Consider the following 15,833-nt stretch of genomic DNA (forward strand, 5'->3'; position numbering starts at 1 on the left):
TTCTCGATTCAGGCGTTATCCATGGACAGCAGCAAAAACTGGCGTGAAGCGCTTTACGTCATGATTTTCCAGACCGATACCCAGGCCGGTCGGCGCTTCGACAGCATCTTGCTGTTGATCATCCTCGCCAGCCTGGTGATCGTGGTGCTAGACAGTATCGACAGCGTTCACCAGAACTACGCCGCTGTGCTGGCGTACATCGAATGGGGCTTCACCGTCATTTTCGTCATCGAATACGGCCTGCGCCTGTACTGCTCGCCCAAGCCGCTGCGCTACGCGTTCAGCTTCTATGGGCTGGTGGATTTGCTGGCGATCGTGCCCGGTATTCTCGCGCTGTATTACAGCGATGCGCAGTACCTGCTGATCATCCGGATCATTCGGATGCTGCGGATTTTCCGCGTGCTCAAGCTCAGCCCGTATCTGAAGCAAGCCAACTACCTGATGCTGGCGCTACGCGGCAGCAAGCAGAAAATCGTGGTGTTTCTGCTCAGCGTCAGCACCCTGGTGACGGTGTTCGGCACCTTGATGTACGTGATCGAAGGCCCGGAGCACGGCTTCACCAGCATCCCCAAAGGCATCTATTGGGCCATCGTCACGCTGACTACCGTGGGTTTTGGCGACATCGTGCCCAGGACGCCGTTGGGTCAGGTGGTTTCGTCGCTGGTGATGATCACCGGTTACTCGATCATCGCCGTGCCAACAGGGATCTTTACCGCGGAACTGGCCAACGCCATGCGCGGTGAACAATTGCAACACGATTGCCCGACCTGCCAGAAAAACAGTCACGAACACAACGCGGCGTTCTGCTCCCGCTGCGGCAATGCGCTGTTTAAGAAACTGGAATAAGCAAAGTGCTTTTTAATCTTTAAACGACTATGCGAGCCCGGCTATAGTCGCTGGCAAAACGGTGGCAACCGCTCTTCAATGACTGACAACTAACTCGTAGAAGCTGCCGCAGGCTGCGATCTTTTGACTTTGATTTGTGTCGGCGATTCAAGATCAAGAACGAAATCAAAAGATCGCAGCCTGCGGCAGCTCCTACAAAAGACAAGGAATGCGCAGTGAAAAAACTCTTTGGCGCCTCACTTCTGGCCGCTGGCCTGGCCTTGGGCAGCGTGGCTCAGGCTGCACCGACCCTGCTTAACGTTTCCTACGACGTGATGCGAGATTTCTACAAGGACTACAACGCTGCCTTCCAGAAACACTGGCAAGCCGAGCACAACGAGAACATCACGCTGCAGATGTCCTTCGGCGGTTCCAGCAAACAGGCCCGTTCAGTGATCGATGGCCTGCCGGCTGACGTCATCACCATGAACATGGCCACCGACATCAACGCCCTGGCGGATAACGGCAAACTGGTCCCGGACAACTGGGTCACGCGCCTGCCGAACAACAGCGCGCCATTCACCTCGGCGACCGTGTTCATCGTGCGCAAAGGCAACCCGAAAGCCCTGAAAGACTGGCCGGACTTGCTCAAGGACGGCGTGCAGGTGATCGTCCCCAACCCGAAAACCTCGGGCAACGGCCGCTACACCTACCTCTCGGCCTGGGGCTATGTGCTGAAAAACGGCGGTGACGAAAACAAGGCAAAAGCTTTCGTCGGCAAACTGTTCAAACAAGCACCAGTGCTCGATACCGGCGGCCGTGCAGCGACCACTACGTTCATGACCAACCAGATCGGTGACGTGCTGGTGACCTTCGAAAACGAAGCGGAAATGATTGCGCGTGAGTTTGGTCGTGATCAGTTCGAAGTGATTTACCCAAGTGTTTCCGCTGAAGCGGAACCGCCGGTGTCTGTGGTCGACAAAGTGGTCGAGAAAAAAGGCACCCGTGCCGCCGCTGAGGAATACTTGAAGTACCTGTGGTCGCCGGAGGGTCAGGAGATTGCGGCTGCCAACTACCTGCGCCCACGTGATCCGGCCGTGTTGGCCAAGTACACCGATCGCTTCCCGAAAGTGGACTTCCTTTCGGTGGAGAAGACCTTTGGTGACTGGCGCACTGTGCAGAAGACTCACTTCAATGATGGTGGGATCTTCGATCAGATATACAGCGGTCAGTAATGCCTGAACCCAACGAAAAGGCGACCTGTGAAGGTCGCCTTTTTTGTGGGTGCATGCTTGTGTGGCGAGGGGTATTGCGTCATGCCGTTACATTGGCGGGGTTATGCCGTCCTTGCCCGCTGCAATCGATTGGGCGGTGAGTGTCCCGTCGGCACTCTGGGTCACAAACGTCACGATCTTCACGCCCACCTTCAGCAAGCTCCGATCACCCGGCACCACGTTCACAATCGGCACATCCTCCGGCACCAGAATCGTCTGCTGCCCACCCTTGTAGTTGACGGTCAGAACCCGGCCGTTGCTGACCACCAGATCACCCACGCTGCCGTTGGTCATGCTGCTGCCCTTGACCAGATCAAAAGGCCGATGGCCGTCGCCGCTGCCGGCCAGCTCCGGCGGGAACACATGGACTTCCAGGGCCTTGAGGGTGCCATCTTCCTGGGGCACGGCAGCCGAGCCGATGTAGCTGCCGGGCTTGATGTCTTCGATATTGGCCAGGGTGACGGCGTGGATTTTGGTGTCCCTGGTCAGGTTGATCAGCACATTTTCGCCGCTATTGACGTGGACTTTCATGACGTCTGCGCTGATGCCGGTGATCTCGCCGCGCACGCCTATGCGCATCCCCGGTGCGTCGGCGGCCTGAGCGAAACCTGCCGTGAACACGCTGATCAAGGTAACAACTGAAGCGCCGCGGATCAGGTGTCGGAACATCGCATTCATATTGGAGTGCCTTCCAGTTTATCGAGCATAAGAGAACATAAGCACGCTATCGAAGAAGATGTAAGTGAATGTATCATCGGATCCCAGTGTTCGGACGCATGGTTCATCGGCAGGCAGCGCACACGTGCGTCACTCATTCCGCAAAGGAATGATTACTATCACTCCAAACCCTCTTCCGCCGCTCTAGCCAGCCAATTAGCCTCTGCGCATTCCTTCTTGTTCAGCGAGCCACGTTATGAATCCAGCGACTCAGACATCCCACGGTGCCGCGACAATGACCCGAGGCATGGTGCTGCTCTTCGCCTTCTGCTGCGGCGCCATCGTGGCCAACATCTACTACGCCCAGCCGATCATCGGCCTGATCGCGCCCGACATCGGCCTGACCGACACCATGGCCAGCCTGATCGTTTCGCTGACGCAGATTGGTTATGCGCTGGGTCTGTTCTTCCTGGTGCCGCTGGGTGATCTGCTGGAAAACCGTCGCTTGATGATCATCACCACCGTGGTGGCGATTGCCAGTCTGCTGGGCGCGGCGTTCACCGATCAGCCGAACGTTTTCCTGCTGATTTCGTTGCTGGTGGGTTTCAGCTCGGTGTCGGTGCAGATCCTGATTCCGCTGGCCGCCCACCTGACGCCGGAAGCGTCGCGCGGTCGCGTGGTTGGCGGGATCATGGGCGGTCTGCTGCTGGGAATTCTGCTGGCCCGGCCGGTGTCCAGCGTAGTGGCCGACCACTTCGGCTGGCGCGCAATGTTCGTCATTGCAGCGGTGTTGATGGCAGCGATCAGCATCGTCCTGGCCCTGACGGTACCCAAGCGCCAGCCTGATCACAACGCCTCTTATGGCCAGTTACTGGGTTCGCTCTGGACGCTGCTGCGCCAGCAACCGGTTTTGCGTCAGCGGGCGTTTTATCAGGGTTGCATGTTCGCCACGTTCAGCCTGTTCTGGACTGCCGTACCGTTGGAGCTGGCGCGCAATCATGGCCTGTCGCAAACCCAGATCGCGATCTTCGCTCTGGTCGGAGCCATCGGCGCGATTGCCGCGCCCATCGCCGGTCGACTGGCCGATGCCGGCCACACCCACCTCGCCTCGCTGCTGGCGATGCTGTTCGCCAGCTTGAGCTTCCTGCCGGCCTTCATCCACCCGGCCTACAGCGTCATCGGCCTGGCCGTCACGGGCGTGGTACTGGATTTCTGCGTGCAGATGAACATGGTCCTCGGCCAACGCGCGGTCTACACCCTCGATGCCAAGAGCCGCGGCCGTCTGAATGCGCTGTACATGACCAGCATCTTCATCGGCGGCGCGTTTGGCTCATCGGTGGCCAGTGCGGTGTACGAACATGGCGGCTGGTTGTGGATCGTGATTGTCGGCAGCGCGTTTCCATTGCTGGCGCTGTTACGGTTTTTGAGTGCTTCAGGGAAGCCTGCACTGGCGACGGCGTAACAACGTTAAAAGCACCGCGATCAAACGCAAAACCCTGTGGGAGCGGGCTTGCTCGCGAAAGCGCCAGGTCAGTCAACCTCTGCGCTGAATGTCACACTATCTTCGCGAGCCGCCGCTCCCACACGCGATCTGCGGCACTAACGCGACCTGCATAAGGACTTACGATGGACCGCCTCGCCGCAATGGAAACCTTCGTCTACGTGGTGGAAACCGGTTCGTTTTCCGCTGCGGCCAGGCGCCTGAATATCGGCCAGCCCGCCGTATCGAAAGCCATCGCGCAGCTGGAAACACGGCTCGCTGTGCGGCTGCTGTTGCGCTCGACGCGCGGCCTGACACCCACCGAGGCCGGGCTGGCCTTTTTCGAGCGAGCCAAACGCGCCATCGAAGAAGCCGACGAGGCCGACAATGCAGCTCGCGGTGCCGCCACCGGCCTGAGCGGTAACCTGCGGATCTGCGCCGCGGTAACCTTTGGCCGGTTACACATCGTTCCGCACCTGGGGCCGTTTCTCGATCAAAACCCGCAGTTGAACATCGACCTGATGCTGGATGATCGCAACGTCAATCTGGTGGAAGAAGGCGTCGACGTTGCCCTGCGTATGGGCACCTTGAACGACTCCGGCCTCACCGCCCGCAAGATCGCCGAATGCCGGCGCGTGGTGCTGGGTACGCCGGCATACTTCGAAGAACGCGGCGAACCCACTTGTCCTACCGACCTGACCCAACATCAGGCCGTGGTCTATACCTTGGGCGGCGGCGCCCATTGGCAGTTCAGCAAGGACAGCGAAGAACAATCGGTGATCATCAACGGCAGAATTCGCGTAAACGCCGCCGAGGGATTGCGTGAAGCGGTGTTGGCGCATCAGGGGCTGACCATGGCGTCTGAGTGGATGTTTGCACCGGAGCTGGCCAGCGGTGCGGTCAAGGCAATAATGAGCGATTGGTCTTTGCCGAGTCTGGACCTTTGGGCGGTGTTTCCGACGGGAAGAATGGCCAGCGCGAAGGCTCGGGCGTTTGTCGATTACGTCCAGACCTTGCTGATAAAAGAAGCCTGAGGAAGCACTCAATCAAGATCTTTCAAACCCCAAAAAGCAAAACGGCGATCCTCGGATCGCCGTTTCCATTCACTGCCCGAATTGCCTACCCAACCCACCCGGCACACCGTGGATGTCCGTCTCTTCCCACGGCCCGTTCGGGCTGATCGAGCGGCTCCAGCCGTTGTTCCAGCGGTAGTAGGTGCGCTGGCGGTAGAAGGTGTTGGTCTGATTGTCGAGGACGTAAACGCCGAGTTTCGCGTCCCAATGGCTATTACCGCCCGGTGGCGGGGCGAAGCTGGCGGAGGTGCGTGGTACCGGTTTCGATGGTTTGATCGGCGTGCCCGGCTTGCTCGGTGTAGTCGGTTTGGTGCTCGGCTGCGAGGGCGGAATCGGCGGCAACCGTTCGGGTTCGTGCTCCTGGACCGCACAAGCGCTTAGCCCCAAAACCATACTGAGGAGAGTGATACGAGCGATGGCGGTCATGGTCGCGTTTCCTGTTATTTATCCGGGCTGTCGATGGTCAGGTTTTGTTGCGCGGTGGTGCTGGTGGCCAAGGGCTGGCTGCGACCGATCCATTCGCCGGCAGTCGGTTGGCCGGCGCGGGAGATGCGCGCAACCAGTTGGACTTCAGGGAAGTTCGACAGTTTCAACTGCGGCATCATTGCGTCGGCATCGCCCAGCTCGACGGTCACCGGCAGGTCGGCAACGGTCAGACGCTTGGCGGCCAGTGGTGCGGGTGGACCGGAGATGGCGCGGGCGAAGATGAACACGCTGTCGCCGGGCTGGACCTTGGCTTTCAAGTCCGGCGCCAGATCGACACGGACCTTGAGCAGTGCGGCGACCTTCGCGGCTGAAGCTGGAGCCTCAGCCTGAACTTGAGCCACCTTGCCACCGCTGGCTTCCAGCTTCTCGGCGGCCCGAGCGATGCCGCCTTGCAGCGCGACACGGGATTGATCATCCGGCGGCAGTTGCGCCAGCAGGCGACTCCAATAGTCGATGGCTGCCTGGTAACGCTCGCCTTCGAAGGCCGCGATGCCCAGCAGACCGAGACTGGTGACTTCCTTTGGATCGGTTTTCAGCGCTTCGTCGGTCAGGGCCTGGACCTTGTCCGACCACTTCTTGCCATCGGCGAAGTATTGGGCCTGAGCCCACTGCCCGAGCAGTTCCGGCTGACGACCGGCCAACGTCACGGTGCGTTCGAAGATCTTCGCTGCATCGGCCGGACGGTCCTGAGCCATGTAAGTGCGGCCGAGGAAGTACAGGCCTTCGGCCGAATCCGGTTGGGCGGCAACCGCACGTTCCAGGCGACGGGTCATCTCTTCCATCGACTGCGGCGCCTGAGCGAATTCGCGGGTCAGCTCGACTTTGTCGCTAGCGCCGAAATGCAGGTACAGCCCAAGGCCCAGCACCGGTACCAGAATCGCCGCCAGCAATGGCAATGGTTTGCCCAGACGCGACACACGCGGCGCCTCGACGCCCTCGGTGTCAGCGAGCAGTTCACGGGCAGCTTCGGCGCGGCCGGTGTCCATTTGTTCGGCGTTGAGCACGCCCTCTTCCTGCTGAGTCTGCAACTCAGCCACGCGCTCCTGATAAAGCGCGACGTTCAGTGCCGTGCGGTCCTCTTCAAGCTGAGCGCGGCGACCACGCAGAACGGGGATCAGCAGAAAACTCAGGGCAATCAGGAGCAGCAGGCCTGCAGCGAGCCAGAAATCAATCATTCTTGGTTTTATCCAACAGGTGGTCGAGGCGCTCGCGCTCATCAAAGGAAAGCGCATCCGGGCTGTCAGTGCGTTGCACGCGACGACGGCGGATAATCACGGCGATGACTACAAAACCGCCCAGCAACAGGCCAGCGGGGCCGAACCAGAGCAATGCGGTTTTAGCGTTCAACGCGGGTTTGTAGCGGACGAAATCACCGTAGCGGTCGACCATGAAATCGATGATCTGCTGATTGTCCTTGCCCTCGCCGAGCATGCGGAAAATCTCTTTGCGCAGGTCGGCGGCGATCGGTGCGTTGGAGTCGGCGATGTCCTGATTCTGGCACTTGGGGCAACGCAGCTCCTTGGTCAGCTCACGAAAACGCTCGCGGTCGCCTTCTTTGGCGAACTCATAGGTGTCGATGGCCGCGTGGGCCACACCGGCCATGCTCAAACCCAGCACGGCGGCGGCAATCCAGCGCTTCATGGCTTGGCCTCGTCGACCAGCGCCTGATATTTGGCCGCCAGTTTTTCGCGCCAGACTTGTTCGTCGATCACGCCGACGAATTTGTCGCGGATGATGCCCTTGGCGTCGATGAAAAAGGTTTCCGGTGCACCGTACACGCCGAGGTTCAGGCCCAGGGTGCCGGCATCGTCACGGATGTCCAGTTGATACGGGTTGTGAAACTCGGCCAGCCACTTCAAGGCATCTGCGTTGGTGTCCTTGTAGTTGATGCCGTAGATCACCACGCCCTTCTCGGCCAGTTTGTTCAACACCGGGTGCTCGACCCGGCAGGAAATGCACCAGGTGCCCCAGACGTTGACCAGTGCCGGTTTACCCAGAATGTCTGCTTTGCTCAGGGTTTTGTCGCCCTGCACCGACGGCAGGGAAAACTCCGGGAACGGTTTGTCGATCATCGCCGAGGGCAACTCGGCCGGGTCCAGGTACAGCCCGCGATACAGAAAAACAGCAACCACCAGAAAAATCGCCAGTGGCAACAGCATCAACCAACGTCTCATGCAGTGGCTCCCGTCATGCCGAGTGCTTCACGCACGCGGCTTTTCACCTTGACCCGATAACGGCGATCCAGCGCCGCCAGTAACCCGCCCAAGCCAGTGAGCAACCCGCCGAACCAGATCCAGCGCACGAACGGTTTGACGTGCACGCGGACCGCCCAGGCGCCCTCGCCCAGCGGCTCGCCCAAGGCGACGTAAAGATCACGGGTGAAACCGGCGTCGATCCCGGCTTCGGTCATCACCGAGTTCTGCACGGTGTAGAGGCGTTTTTCCGGGTGCAGCACGCTGACTTCCTTGCCGCCCTTGATCACCCGTACGGTGCCCTTGTCGGACGTGAAGTTCGGCCCTTCGAAATGCTTGGCGCCTTCGAACACAAATTGATAACCGGCCAGGCTCATGGACTCACCCGGCGCCAGGCGCAGATCACGCTCGGCACTGTTCTGGCTCGACAACACGACACCCAGCGCGCACACGGCGATACCCAAATGGGCGACTTGCATGCCCCAATAGCTGCGGGTCAGGGTCGGCAGGCCTTTGATCAGGCCCTTGTGGCGAGTCTTGTCGAAGATATCCCGCACACCGGCCAGCAACACCCAGGCAGCCAGCATGAAGGTCGCCAGCACCGCCCAGTTGAAATCGCCATAAGCGACGCCCGCCACCACGGCCAACGCAGCACTGCCGAGCAACACCGGGGTCAGCATGCTCATCAGCCATTTGACCGGGGTGTCTTTCCAGCGCACCAGCATGCCGACCGCCATCACCACCATCAGCAACGCCATCAATGGAATGAACAGCGCGTTGAAGTACGGCGGGCCGACCGACAGCTTGGCGCCGGTCAGCGCATCGAGAATCAGCGGGTACAAGGTGCCCAGCAGGATCATCGAAGCGGCCACCACCAGCACCAGGTTATTGCCCAGCAGCAGGGTTTCCCGGGACCAGAGGTTGAAGCCGACATGGCTCTTGACCACCGGAGCGCGCAGAGCGAACAGCGTCAGCGAACCACCGACCACGAACAGCAGGAATATCAGGATGAACACGCCGCGCTCAGGGTCGGACGCAAACGCGTGAACCGAGGTCAGCACGCCGGAACGCACCAGGAAGGTTCCGAGCAAGCTCAACGAGAACGCAGCGATGGCCAGCAACACCGTCCAGCTCTTGAACACGCCACGTTTTTCCGTGACCGCCAACGAGTGAATCAGCGCCGTGCCCACCAGCCAAGGCATGAAGGACGCGTTTTCCACCGGATCCCAGAACCACCAGCCGCCCCAGCCAAGTTCGTAGTAGGCCCACCAGGAGCCCAGCGTAATACCGATACCGAGGAAGGCCCAGGCGACGATGGTCCACGGACGGGACCAGCGCGCCCACGCCGCATCGAGACGACCGCCCAGCAACGCGGCAATGGCGAAGGAAAACGCCACGGAGAAACCGACATAGCCCATGTACAGCATCGGCGGGTGAACGATCAGGCCGATGTCTTGCAGCAGTGGATTAAGGTCGCGCCCATCCGCTGGCATCTGCGGCAGGATCCGGGCGAACGGGTTGGACGTCATGATCAGGAACAGCAGGAAACCGGTGCTGATCATGCCCATCACTGCCAGCACCCGGGCCAGCATCACTTGCGGCAACTGCCGGGAGAACACCGACACCGCGAAGGTCCAGCCACCGAGGATCAACGCCCACAGCAGCAACGAACCTTCGTGAGCGCCCCATACCGCGCTGAATTTGTAATACCACGGCAAGGCGCTGTTGGAGTTGCTGGCCACATAGGCGACGGAGAAGTCGTCCACCATGAACGCGTAAGTCAGGCAACCGAAGGCGAACAGCAAAAACGCGAACTGCCCCCACGCGGCCGGCTGGGCCAGGCTCATCCACAAGCGATCGCCACGCCAGGCACCCAGCAACGGCACCACGGCCTGAACCAGCGCAAAACACAGCGCCAGGATCATGGCCAAGTGGCCCAGTTCGGGAATGAACAGCCCTGAACTAAATAGTGCAGACGTCATCAGTTAACCCTCTTTCGCGGGAGTAGGTGCCGACTGACCGCTGTCTTTCAACGCCTTGGTCACTTCCGGTGGCATGTACTTCTCGTCGTGCTTGGCCAGCACTTCGTCGGCCACCACCACGCCGTCGGCGTTGAGCTTGCCGAGGGCGACGATGCCCTGCCCTTCGCGGAACAGGTCCGGAAGGATGCCGCGGTAGCTGATGGTCACGGATTTGTTGAAGTCGGTGACGATGAATTTCACGTCCAGCGAATCGCCGGAACGTTGCAGCGAACCCTTCTCGACCATGCCGCCTGCACGGATGCGCGTGTCTTGCGGGGCTTCGCCGTTGGCGATCTGGGTCGGGGTGTAAAACAGATTGATGTTCTGCTGCAGGGCGCTCAGGGCCAGGCCGACAGCAGCGCCGACACCGACCAGGATCGCGAGAATGATGATAAGACGCTTCTTACGCAGCGGATTCACTTGCCGTTCTCCCGGCGCAGACGACGCGCCTCTTGTTGCAGATACCGCTTGCGGGCCAGGATCGGCACCGCCACGTTGAGGACCAGCACCGCCAGGCTAATGCCATAGGCTGACCAGACATACAGGGCATGATGGCCCATGGCGAGGAAGTCGCCGAATGAAGCAAAACTCATCGAGCGGCCTCCAGACTGTTCTGCACTTCGGTTTTCACCCAGCTCGCCCGAGCTTCGCGCTTGAGCACTTCAAGGCGCATGCGCAGCAACAGCACCGCGCCGAAGAAACAGTAGAAACCCAGCGCCGTCAGCAGCAGTGGCAGCCACATCTCGGCGGGCATCGCCGGTTTTTCGGTGAGGGTGAACGTCGCGCCCTGATGCAGGGTGTTCCACCACTCCACCGAGTATTTGATGATCGGGATGTTGATCACGCCGACGATCGCCAGCACCGCGCAGGCCTTGGCCGCGCTGTCACGATTGCTGATGGCGTTGCCCAGCGCAATAAGACCGAAGTACAGAAACAGCAGAATCAGCATGGACGTTAGTCGCGCATCCCAGACCCACCACGAACCCCAGGTCGGTTTGCCCCAGATCGCACCGGTGACCAGCGCCACGGCGGTCATCCAGGCACCGATGGGCGCCGCGCATTGCAGGGCGACGTCGGCCAGTTTCATTTTCCACACCAGCCCGACAATACCGCACACGGCCAGCATCACATAGATGGACTGCGCCAGCATGGCGGCGGGAACGTGGATATAGATGATGCGAAAGCTGTTGCCTTGCTGGTAGTCCGGCGGCGCGAAGGCCAGGCCCCAGACCACGCCGACGCCGATCAGCAGCAACGCCGCGACGCTCAGCCACGGCAGCAGTTTGCCGCTGATGCCGTAAAACCATTTGGGTGAGCCGAGCTTATGAAACCAGGTCCAGTTCATTGCTGTTTCCATCACGGGTGCTGCTCGTTGTCCCAAGCAGCCAAGGGTCTTTACTGATCAATAATTGACCAGACCTCATTATTCGCCGACGCTGATCTTCAGGCCAGCAGCTATTGCAAAAGGTGTAAGGGTTATCGCCAGGGCGGTCAGGCTACCAAGCCACAAGAGATAACCAGTCGCCGGCATGCCCTGCAATGCCGCCTGCAAGGCGCCACTGCCAAGAATCAACACCGGGATGTACAGCGGCAGAATCAGCAGCGCCAGCAACAGGCCACCACGTTTCAATCCTACCGTCAGCGCCGCGCCCACCGCGCCGAGCAGGCTCAGCACCGGTGTACCCAGCAATAAGGAAAGCAGCAACACCGGCAGACAGGCGGCAGGCAAACCGAGCATCAACGCCAGCAAGGGCGCGAGCAAAACCAGTGCCAGGCCGGAAAAGGTCCAGTGTGCCAGTACCTTGGCCAGCACCAGAAGAGGCAGAGGGTGCGACGAAAGGACCCACTGTTCAAGGGATCCGTCTTCGAAATCACTGCGGAAAAGCCCGTCCAGCGAGAGCAGAACCGATAAAAGCGCCGCCACCCAGACCAGTCCCGGAGACAAGGTTTGCAACAATTGAGACTCGGGGCCGACCGCTAATGGGAACAGCGAAACGACGATGGCGAAGAATACGAGCGGATTGGCCAGTTCCGCAGGACGGCGGAACAGCAAACGTGCCTCGCGGGCGACCAACAGGCCGAAAACACTCATACGGCCCAGTTCCCCAAATCAATGTCACGATAGCCGGCCGGCATCCGGGTCAGGGTGTGGTGAGTGGTCAGAACGACCATACCTCCGCTCTCGCAGTGCGCGGCCAGGTGTTCTTCGAGTTGCGCCACGCCTTGTTTGTCGAGCGCGGTGAACGGCTCATCGAGGATCCACAGCGGCGGGCTGTCCAGATACAACCGCGCCAACGCCACGCGACGTTGCTGGCCGGCAGACAAGGTGTGGCAGGGAACATCCTCGAAACCGCGCAGTCCCACCGCCGCCAGTGCCTGCCAGATCGCCTCATGGGAGGCCGGTTGATGCAAGGCGCAAAGCCAACTGAGGTTTTCTTCGGGGGTCAGCAGGTCCTTGATCCCGGCGGAGTGGCCGATCCACAACAGGTTGCGCGCCAGTTCGCCGCGTTGCTCGTTCAATGGCTGGCCGTTGAGCAATACTTGACCGGCGGTCGGGTGCATCAAACCGCAAAGCAGGCGCAAAAGGCTGGTTTTGCCACTGCCGTTAGGGCCGCTGATCTGTAACATTTCGCCACTGGCCAGTCGCAATTCGAGATTTTCGAAGAGCAGCCGAAGGTCTCGCTCACAGGCAAGGGCAACGGTTTGCAGGACAGGACTGGTCAAGAGATCACGGGCCTTATACGGTTCAAGTCGGCTCGGGCACGGCCGTTAAAGAGATGCAGCATAGATGCAATGACGGCTTGTTCTAGAGAGCTGCGTCAAACAATTGCAATGTTTTCGCCACTCAGCGAAAGACGGGCGGCATTATACATGCCGTACCTTACTCTCAAGAGTGCAATTTCCTCAGGTTGTGTCCGCGTATGACAGGCGAAATGAACATCCTCCCGCTGCCGCAGACCACGCCCGCGACATCGCGGCCGCTGGTGGTGAGCGGTGATCTACTCAAGCTGCTGACGCCGATGGAGGGCCTGATCTCCGTTGGGCAAACCGCCAAGGCTGAAGTGCTCTCGCTCAAGCAGACGGATCAGACTTTTCAACTGTTACTCAAAGTCACCCTCGACAGCGGCCGCCAAGCTACCGTTCAGGCCACCAGCACCCAGCCGCTGCCCCAAGGCACCAGCCTGGCGATTACCCAGCCGTCGGCGGGCAATCTGGCGGTCACGGTGCAACAGGCCATCGCCTCCAGCGTCGCCACCCTCACCCGCATCGACACGGCGCAACTGCCGGTCGGCACCCTGCTGCAAGGCAAAGTGCTGACCTCTCAGGTGATGCCGCAAGTGCCAGGCCAGCCGACGGTGTTTCGTTCGATGGTGAGCCTGCTCAACACCGCACTGAGCGGCAGCACGCTGAGCATCGACAGCCCGACGCCGCTGCGCATCGGCACCTTGCTGAGCGCCTTGGTGCAGGACACCCAGACACTGAAATTCGTGCCGCTGAGCAGCCGTCAGGAGCAGCTGGCGGTGACCCAACAACTGGTCAGCCAGCAAAGTCGCCAGGGTTCTCTGGATGGCTTGATCAAAGTCCTGCAAAACCTGCCGCCGTCGGATCAGACCTCCAGCGACCTGCGCGCCGCCGTAGACAAACTGCTTGCCGGCCTGCCGGACGTCCAGCAACTGAGTACGCCTAAAGGCCTGGCCCAGGCGTTGGCCAACAGCGGCCTGTTCCTCGAAGCCAAATTGCTGACCGGACAAAACCCGACGCTGACGCCTGACATGAAAGGCGACCTGCTCAAGCTGATCGCACAACTGACGCCGGGCCTGCCAGCCAACACCAACCTTAACGCAATCATCGCCGCCAATACACTGGCGCAGGCGCTGCCGAGTTTCGTGCGCAGCGCCCTCGGCATGCTCGGGCAAGTCAGCGCCAAGCCGCAGCCGACCAGCTTCCCCCTGCCCGCGCGCTTGCTGCAAAGCCAGGACGGAGAAGGCGATCTGGAGCACTTGCTGCGTTTGGCCGCGGCGGCCGTCTCGCGCCTGCAAAGCCATCAACTGTCGAGCCTGGAACAGACTGGCGTCACCGACGACGGTCGACTGCTCAGCACCTGGCAGCTGGAAATCCCCATGCGCAACCTGCAGGACATCGTGCCGTTGCAGGTCAAATTCCAGCGCGAAGAAGCGCCCGAGAAAGAACAACCGCACGAACGTCGCGACGAACGCGAACCCAAGCAACAGCTGTGGCGCGTCGAGCTGGCATTCGACATGGAACCGTTGGGGCCGTTGCAGATTCAGGCCCAACTGATCAAAGACAGCCTCTCCAGTCAGCTCTGGGCCGAACGGCCGTACACCGCAAGCCTGATCGAAAGCAATCTGGCCGGGCTGCGCGAACGCCTGCTGGCGTCAGGCCTGAACGTCGGCGATCTGGACTGCCACCTCGGCACACCGCCACAAGGCCCTCAAACCCGCCTCGAACAACGCTGGGTCGACGAAACCGCATGAACGATTCCACCGCACCACGCCAGGCCATCGCCCTCAAATACGACGGCACCCACGCCCCGACCCTCACGGCCAAAGGTGATGAAGAACTGGCCGAAGAAATTCTGCGGATCGCCCGGGATTATGAGGTGCCGATCTATGAAAACGCCGAGCTGGTGAAACTGCTGGCGCGGATGGAACTGGGGGACAGCATTCCGGAGGAGTTGTATCGCACGATTGCCGAGATTATTGCGTTTGCGTGGAATTTGAAGGGCAAGTTTCCCGAGGGGCATGATCCGCATGTACCAATGGTCGAGAAGGATGTCACCGATCGCGGGGACGATTACTGACAGGGCGTTTTAAAAGCAAAAGATCGCAGCCTTCGGCAGCTCCTACAGGAATACGTAAACCCATGTAGGAGCTGCCGAAGGCTGCGATCTTTTGATCTTTTGCTCTTCTCAGTTTCTGTGCAACTTACTCATCAACTCCGCCTCAGCCTGGGTCAACCCGCAAGACTGAGTCAGTTCATCGACGCTGGCCCCCATCCCCACCAGGCGCGCGGCCTGGGCGAAGGAAAGGCTCGACGGATCACGCTGCTCCAACTGCGCCAGTTTGTCCGGCAATGGCCCGACGACCGCGCGCAGTTCGTGCAGGTCTTCACCCATGCGCACGTTGCCGTTCTGGTAGTCGTCGACGCGCTTGGCCAAGTCCTTGATGCGCTGATCGCGCAGCGCATCGCCCTGGGCCTGCTGCGCGGCGATCTGCCTTTGAGCGCGGATGTACGCCAGGAACATCGCCAGCGTGCCTGCCCACAAGAGGAACAGGACAATCACAGCCACCTCAAGAATCAATCAGATACTCTCCAGTTCCGACCATTCTTCTTCGCTCATCATCTTGTCCAGCTCGACCAGGATCAGCAATTCGTTGTTCTTGTTGCACACGCCTTGAATGAACTTGGCGGACTCTTCGTTACCGACGTTCGGCGCGGTCTCGATTTCCGACTGACGCAGGTAAACCACTTCAGCCACGCTGTCGACCATGATCCCGACCACTTGCTTGTCGGCTTCAATGATGACGATACGGGTGTTGTCGCTGACGTCGACCGTGCCCAGGCCGAAACGCTGGCGGGTGTCGATCACGGTGACCACGTTGCCGCGCAGGTTGATGATGCCCAGCACGTAGCTCGGGGCACCCGGCACCGGAGCGATTTCGGTGTAGCGCAGGACTTCCTGAACGCGCATCACGTTGATGCCGTAGGTTTCATTGTCCAGTTTGAAGGTCACCCATTGCAGGATCGGATCTTCAGAACCTTTTGCATTCGTCGCTTGACTGCTCATACCTGACCCCTCGAAA

Annotated in this window: 19 protein-coding genes; 6 read left to right on the forward strand and 13 right to left on the reverse strand. The window is 60.3% G+C overall.

What is annotated here, in order from left to right; genetic code table 11:
- Positions 1-21: 21 nt before the first annotated feature.
- Positions 22-846 carry an ion transporter gene (locus QMK51_RS20230; RefSeq protein ID WP_320391381.1) on the forward strand — a complete coding sequence of 275 codons (825 nt, stop codon included), beginning with the start codon at positions 22-24 and terminating at the stop codon, positions 844-846.
- Positions 847-1,061: 215 nt separating this feature from the next.
- The gene (locus QMK51_RS20235) at positions 1,062-2,060 is read left to right on the forward strand and encodes a sulfate ABC transporter substrate-binding protein (RefSeq protein WP_258696924.1); all 999 of its coding nucleotides are present in this window, start codon (positions 1,062-1,064) and stop codon (positions 2,058-2,060) included.
- An 87-nt stretch (positions 2,061-2,147) separates the two neighbouring features.
- Here the strand turns inward: QMK51_RS20235 and QMK51_RS20240 are convergent, their stop codons facing one another.
- Complete coding sequence (locus tag QMK51_RS20240) at positions 2,148-2,777, reverse strand: hypothetical protein (protein ID WP_320391383.1); 630 nt, start codon at positions 2,775-2,777, stop codon at positions 2,148-2,150.
- Positions 2,778-3,012: 235 nt separating this feature from the next.
- Between QMK51_RS20240 and QMK51_RS20245 the strand changes: the two genes are divergently transcribed.
- Positions 3,013-4,218: an MFS transporter gene (locus QMK51_RS20245; protein WP_320391385.1), complete on the forward strand. Its 1,206-nt coding sequence runs from the start codon at positions 3,013-3,015 to the stop codon at positions 4,216-4,218.
- Positions 4,219-4,382: 164 nt separating this feature from the next.
- Entirely contained in the window at positions 4,383-5,270 is an 888-nt protein-coding gene (locus QMK51_RS20250; RefSeq protein WP_258696927.1) for a LysR family transcriptional regulator, read from the forward strand.
- Between the two features lie 69 nt (positions 5,271-5,339).
- On the opposite strand, the gene QMK51_RS20255 is transcribed toward QMK51_RS20250, so the two are convergent.
- From QMK51_RS20255 to ccmA, 10 genes are all read right to left on the reverse strand, one after another.
- Complete coding sequence (locus QMK51_RS20255) at positions 5,340-5,735, reverse strand: hypothetical protein (protein WP_258696928.1); 396 nt, start codon at positions 5,733-5,735, stop codon at positions 5,340-5,342.
- A gap of 14 nt (positions 5,736-5,749) precedes the next feature.
- Complete coding sequence (gene ccmI, locus QMK51_RS20260) at positions 5,750-6,970, reverse strand: c-type cytochrome biogenesis protein CcmI (protein WP_258696929.1); 1,221 nt, start codon at positions 6,968-6,970, stop codon at positions 5,750-5,752.
- The gene (locus QMK51_RS20265; protein ID WP_258696930.1) at positions 6,963-7,436 is read right to left on the reverse strand and encodes a cytochrome c-type biogenesis protein; all 474 of its coding nucleotides are present in this window, start codon (positions 7,434-7,436) and stop codon (positions 6,963-6,965) included. Before QMK51_RS20265 ends, ccmI begins: the two co-directional genes overlap by 8 nt.
- Entirely contained in the window at positions 7,433-7,969 is a 537-nt protein-coding gene (locus QMK51_RS20270) for a DsbE family thiol:disulfide interchange protein (protein ID WP_320391391.1), read from the reverse strand. The genes QMK51_RS20265 and QMK51_RS20270 overlap by 4 nt, the downstream gene beginning before the upstream one ends.
- Positions 7,966-9,969, reverse strand: a complete 2,004-nt coding sequence (locus QMK51_RS20275) for a heme lyase CcmF/NrfE family subunit (protein WP_320391393.1) — start codon at positions 9,967-9,969, stop codon at positions 7,966-7,968. The genes QMK51_RS20270 and QMK51_RS20275 overlap by 4 nt, the downstream gene beginning before the upstream one ends.
- A gap of 3 nt (positions 9,970-9,972) precedes the next feature.
- A complete protein-coding gene (ccmE, locus tag QMK51_RS20280; protein WP_008026817.1) occupies positions 9,973-10,428 on the reverse strand; it encodes a cytochrome c maturation protein CcmE in 456 nt (151 codons plus the stop codon).
- Positions 10,425-10,601, reverse strand: coding sequence for a heme exporter protein CcmD (gene ccmD, locus QMK51_RS20285; protein ID WP_223487735.1), 177 nt, complete (start codon positions 10,599-10,601; stop codon positions 10,425-10,427). The genes ccmE and ccmD overlap by 4 nt, the downstream gene beginning before the upstream one ends.
- Entirely contained in the window at positions 10,598-11,353 is a 756-nt protein-coding gene (locus tag QMK51_RS20290) for a heme ABC transporter permease (RefSeq protein ID WP_320391397.1), read from the reverse strand. The genes ccmD and QMK51_RS20290 overlap by 4 nt, the downstream gene beginning before the upstream one ends.
- A 78-nt stretch (positions 11,354-11,431) precedes the next feature.
- Entirely contained in the window at positions 11,432-12,100 is a 669-nt protein-coding gene (ccmB, locus tag QMK51_RS20295) for a heme exporter protein CcmB (protein ID WP_320391399.1), read from the reverse strand.
- Positions 12,097-12,732 carry a cytochrome c biogenesis heme-transporting ATPase CcmA gene (gene ccmA, locus QMK51_RS20300; protein ID WP_320391401.1) on the reverse strand — a complete coding sequence of 212 codons (636 nt, stop codon included), beginning with the start codon at positions 12,730-12,732 and terminating at the stop codon, positions 12,097-12,099. Before ccmA ends, ccmB begins: the two co-directional genes overlap by 4 nt.
- A gap of 197 nt (positions 12,733-12,929) precedes the next feature.
- Between ccmA and QMK51_RS20305 the strand changes: the two genes are divergently transcribed.
- Together QMK51_RS20305 and QMK51_RS20310 are read left to right on the forward strand one after the other, a co-directional pair.
- Positions 12,930-14,504: a flagellar hook-length control protein FliK gene (locus QMK51_RS20305; protein ID WP_320391402.1), complete on the forward strand. Its 1,575-nt coding sequence runs from the start codon at positions 12,930-12,932 to the stop codon at positions 14,502-14,504.
- Entirely contained in the window at positions 14,501-14,830 is a 330-nt protein-coding gene (locus tag QMK51_RS20310; protein WP_320391404.1) for an EscU/YscU/HrcU family type III secretion system export apparatus switch protein, read from the forward strand. The genes QMK51_RS20305 and QMK51_RS20310 overlap by 4 nt, the downstream gene beginning before the upstream one ends.
- 108 nt (positions 14,831-14,938) lie before the next feature.
- Here the strand turns inward: QMK51_RS20310 and QMK51_RS20315 are convergent, their stop codons facing one another.
- Positions 14,939-15,331 carry a DUF2802 domain-containing protein gene (locus QMK51_RS20315; protein ID WP_105339832.1) on the reverse strand — a complete coding sequence of 131 codons (393 nt, stop codon included), beginning with the start codon at positions 15,329-15,331 and terminating at the stop codon, positions 14,939-14,941.
- Positions 15,332-15,817 (reverse strand): chemotaxis protein CheW, encoded by a 486-nt coding sequence (locus tag QMK51_RS20320; RefSeq protein ID WP_258696938.1) that lies wholly within the window; start codon positions 15,815-15,817, stop codon positions 15,332-15,334.
- Between the last annotated feature and the right edge of the window lie 16 nt (positions 15,818-15,833).

It is taken from the genome of Pseudomonas sp. P9_31 (assembly GCF_034008235.1).
In the GTDB taxonomy this organism is placed as follows: domain Bacteria; phylum Pseudomonadota; class Gammaproteobacteria; order Pseudomonadales; family Pseudomonadaceae; genus Aquipseudomonas.

What these genes read in the sequence shown, in the direction of transcription:
- QMK51_RS20230 (WP_320391381.1), top strand. Translation starts at nt 22, where the DNA reads ATGGACAGCAGCAAAAACTGGCGTGAAGCGCTTTACGTCATGATTTTC.
- QMK51_RS20240 (WP_320391383.1), bottom strand. Translation starts at nt 2,777, where the DNA reads ATGAATGCGATGTTCCGACACCTGATCCGCGGCGCTTCAGTTGTTACC.
- QMK51_RS20245 (WP_320391385.1), top strand. Translation starts at nt 3,013, where the DNA reads ATGAATCCAGCGACTCAGACATCCCACGGTGCCGCGACAATGACCCGA.
- QMK51_RS20250 (WP_258696927.1), top strand. Translation starts at nt 4,383, where the DNA reads ATGGACCGCCTCGCCGCAATGGAAACCTTCGTCTACGTGGTGGAAACC.
- QMK51_RS20255 (WP_258696928.1), bottom strand. Translation starts at nt 5,735, where the DNA reads ATGACCGCCATCGCTCGTATCACTCTCCTCAGTATGGTTTTGGGGCTA.
- ccmI (WP_258696929.1), bottom strand. Translation starts at nt 6,970, where the DNA reads ATGATTGATTTCTGGCTCGCTGCAGGCCTGCTGCTCCTGATTGCCCTG.
- QMK51_RS20265 (WP_258696930.1), bottom strand. Translation starts at nt 7,436, where the DNA reads ATGAAGCGCTGGATTGCCGCCGCCGTGCTGGGTTTGAGCATGGCCGGT.
- QMK51_RS20270 (WP_320391391.1), bottom strand. Translation starts at nt 7,969, where the DNA reads ATGAGACGTTGGTTGATGCTGTTGCCACTGGCGATTTTTCTGGTGGTT.
- QMK51_RS20275 (WP_320391393.1), bottom strand. Translation starts at nt 9,969, where the DNA reads ATGACGTCTGCACTATTTAGTTCAGGGCTGTTCATTCCCGAACTGGGC.
- ccmD (WP_223487735.1), bottom strand. Translation starts at nt 10,601, where the DNA reads ATGAGTTTTGCTTCATTCGGCGACTTCCTCGCCATGGGCCATCATGCC.
- QMK51_RS20290 (WP_320391397.1), bottom strand. Translation starts at nt 11,353, where the DNA reads ATGAACTGGACCTGGTTTCATAAGCTCGGCTCACCCAAATGGTTTTAC.
- ccmB (WP_320391399.1), bottom strand. Translation starts at nt 12,100, where the DNA reads ATGAGTGTTTTCGGCCTGTTGGTCGCCCGCGAGGCACGTTTGCTGTTC.
- QMK51_RS20305 (WP_320391402.1), top strand. Translation starts at nt 12,930, where the DNA reads ATGACAGGCGAAATGAACATCCTCCCGCTGCCGCAGACCACGCCCGCG.
- QMK51_RS20310 (WP_320391404.1), top strand. Translation starts at nt 14,501, where the DNA reads ATGAACGATTCCACCGCACCACGCCAGGCCATCGCCCTCAAATACGAC.
- QMK51_RS20320 (WP_258696938.1), bottom strand. Translation starts at nt 15,817, where the DNA reads ATGAGCAGTCAAGCGACGAATGCAAAAGGTTCTGAAGATCCGATCCTG.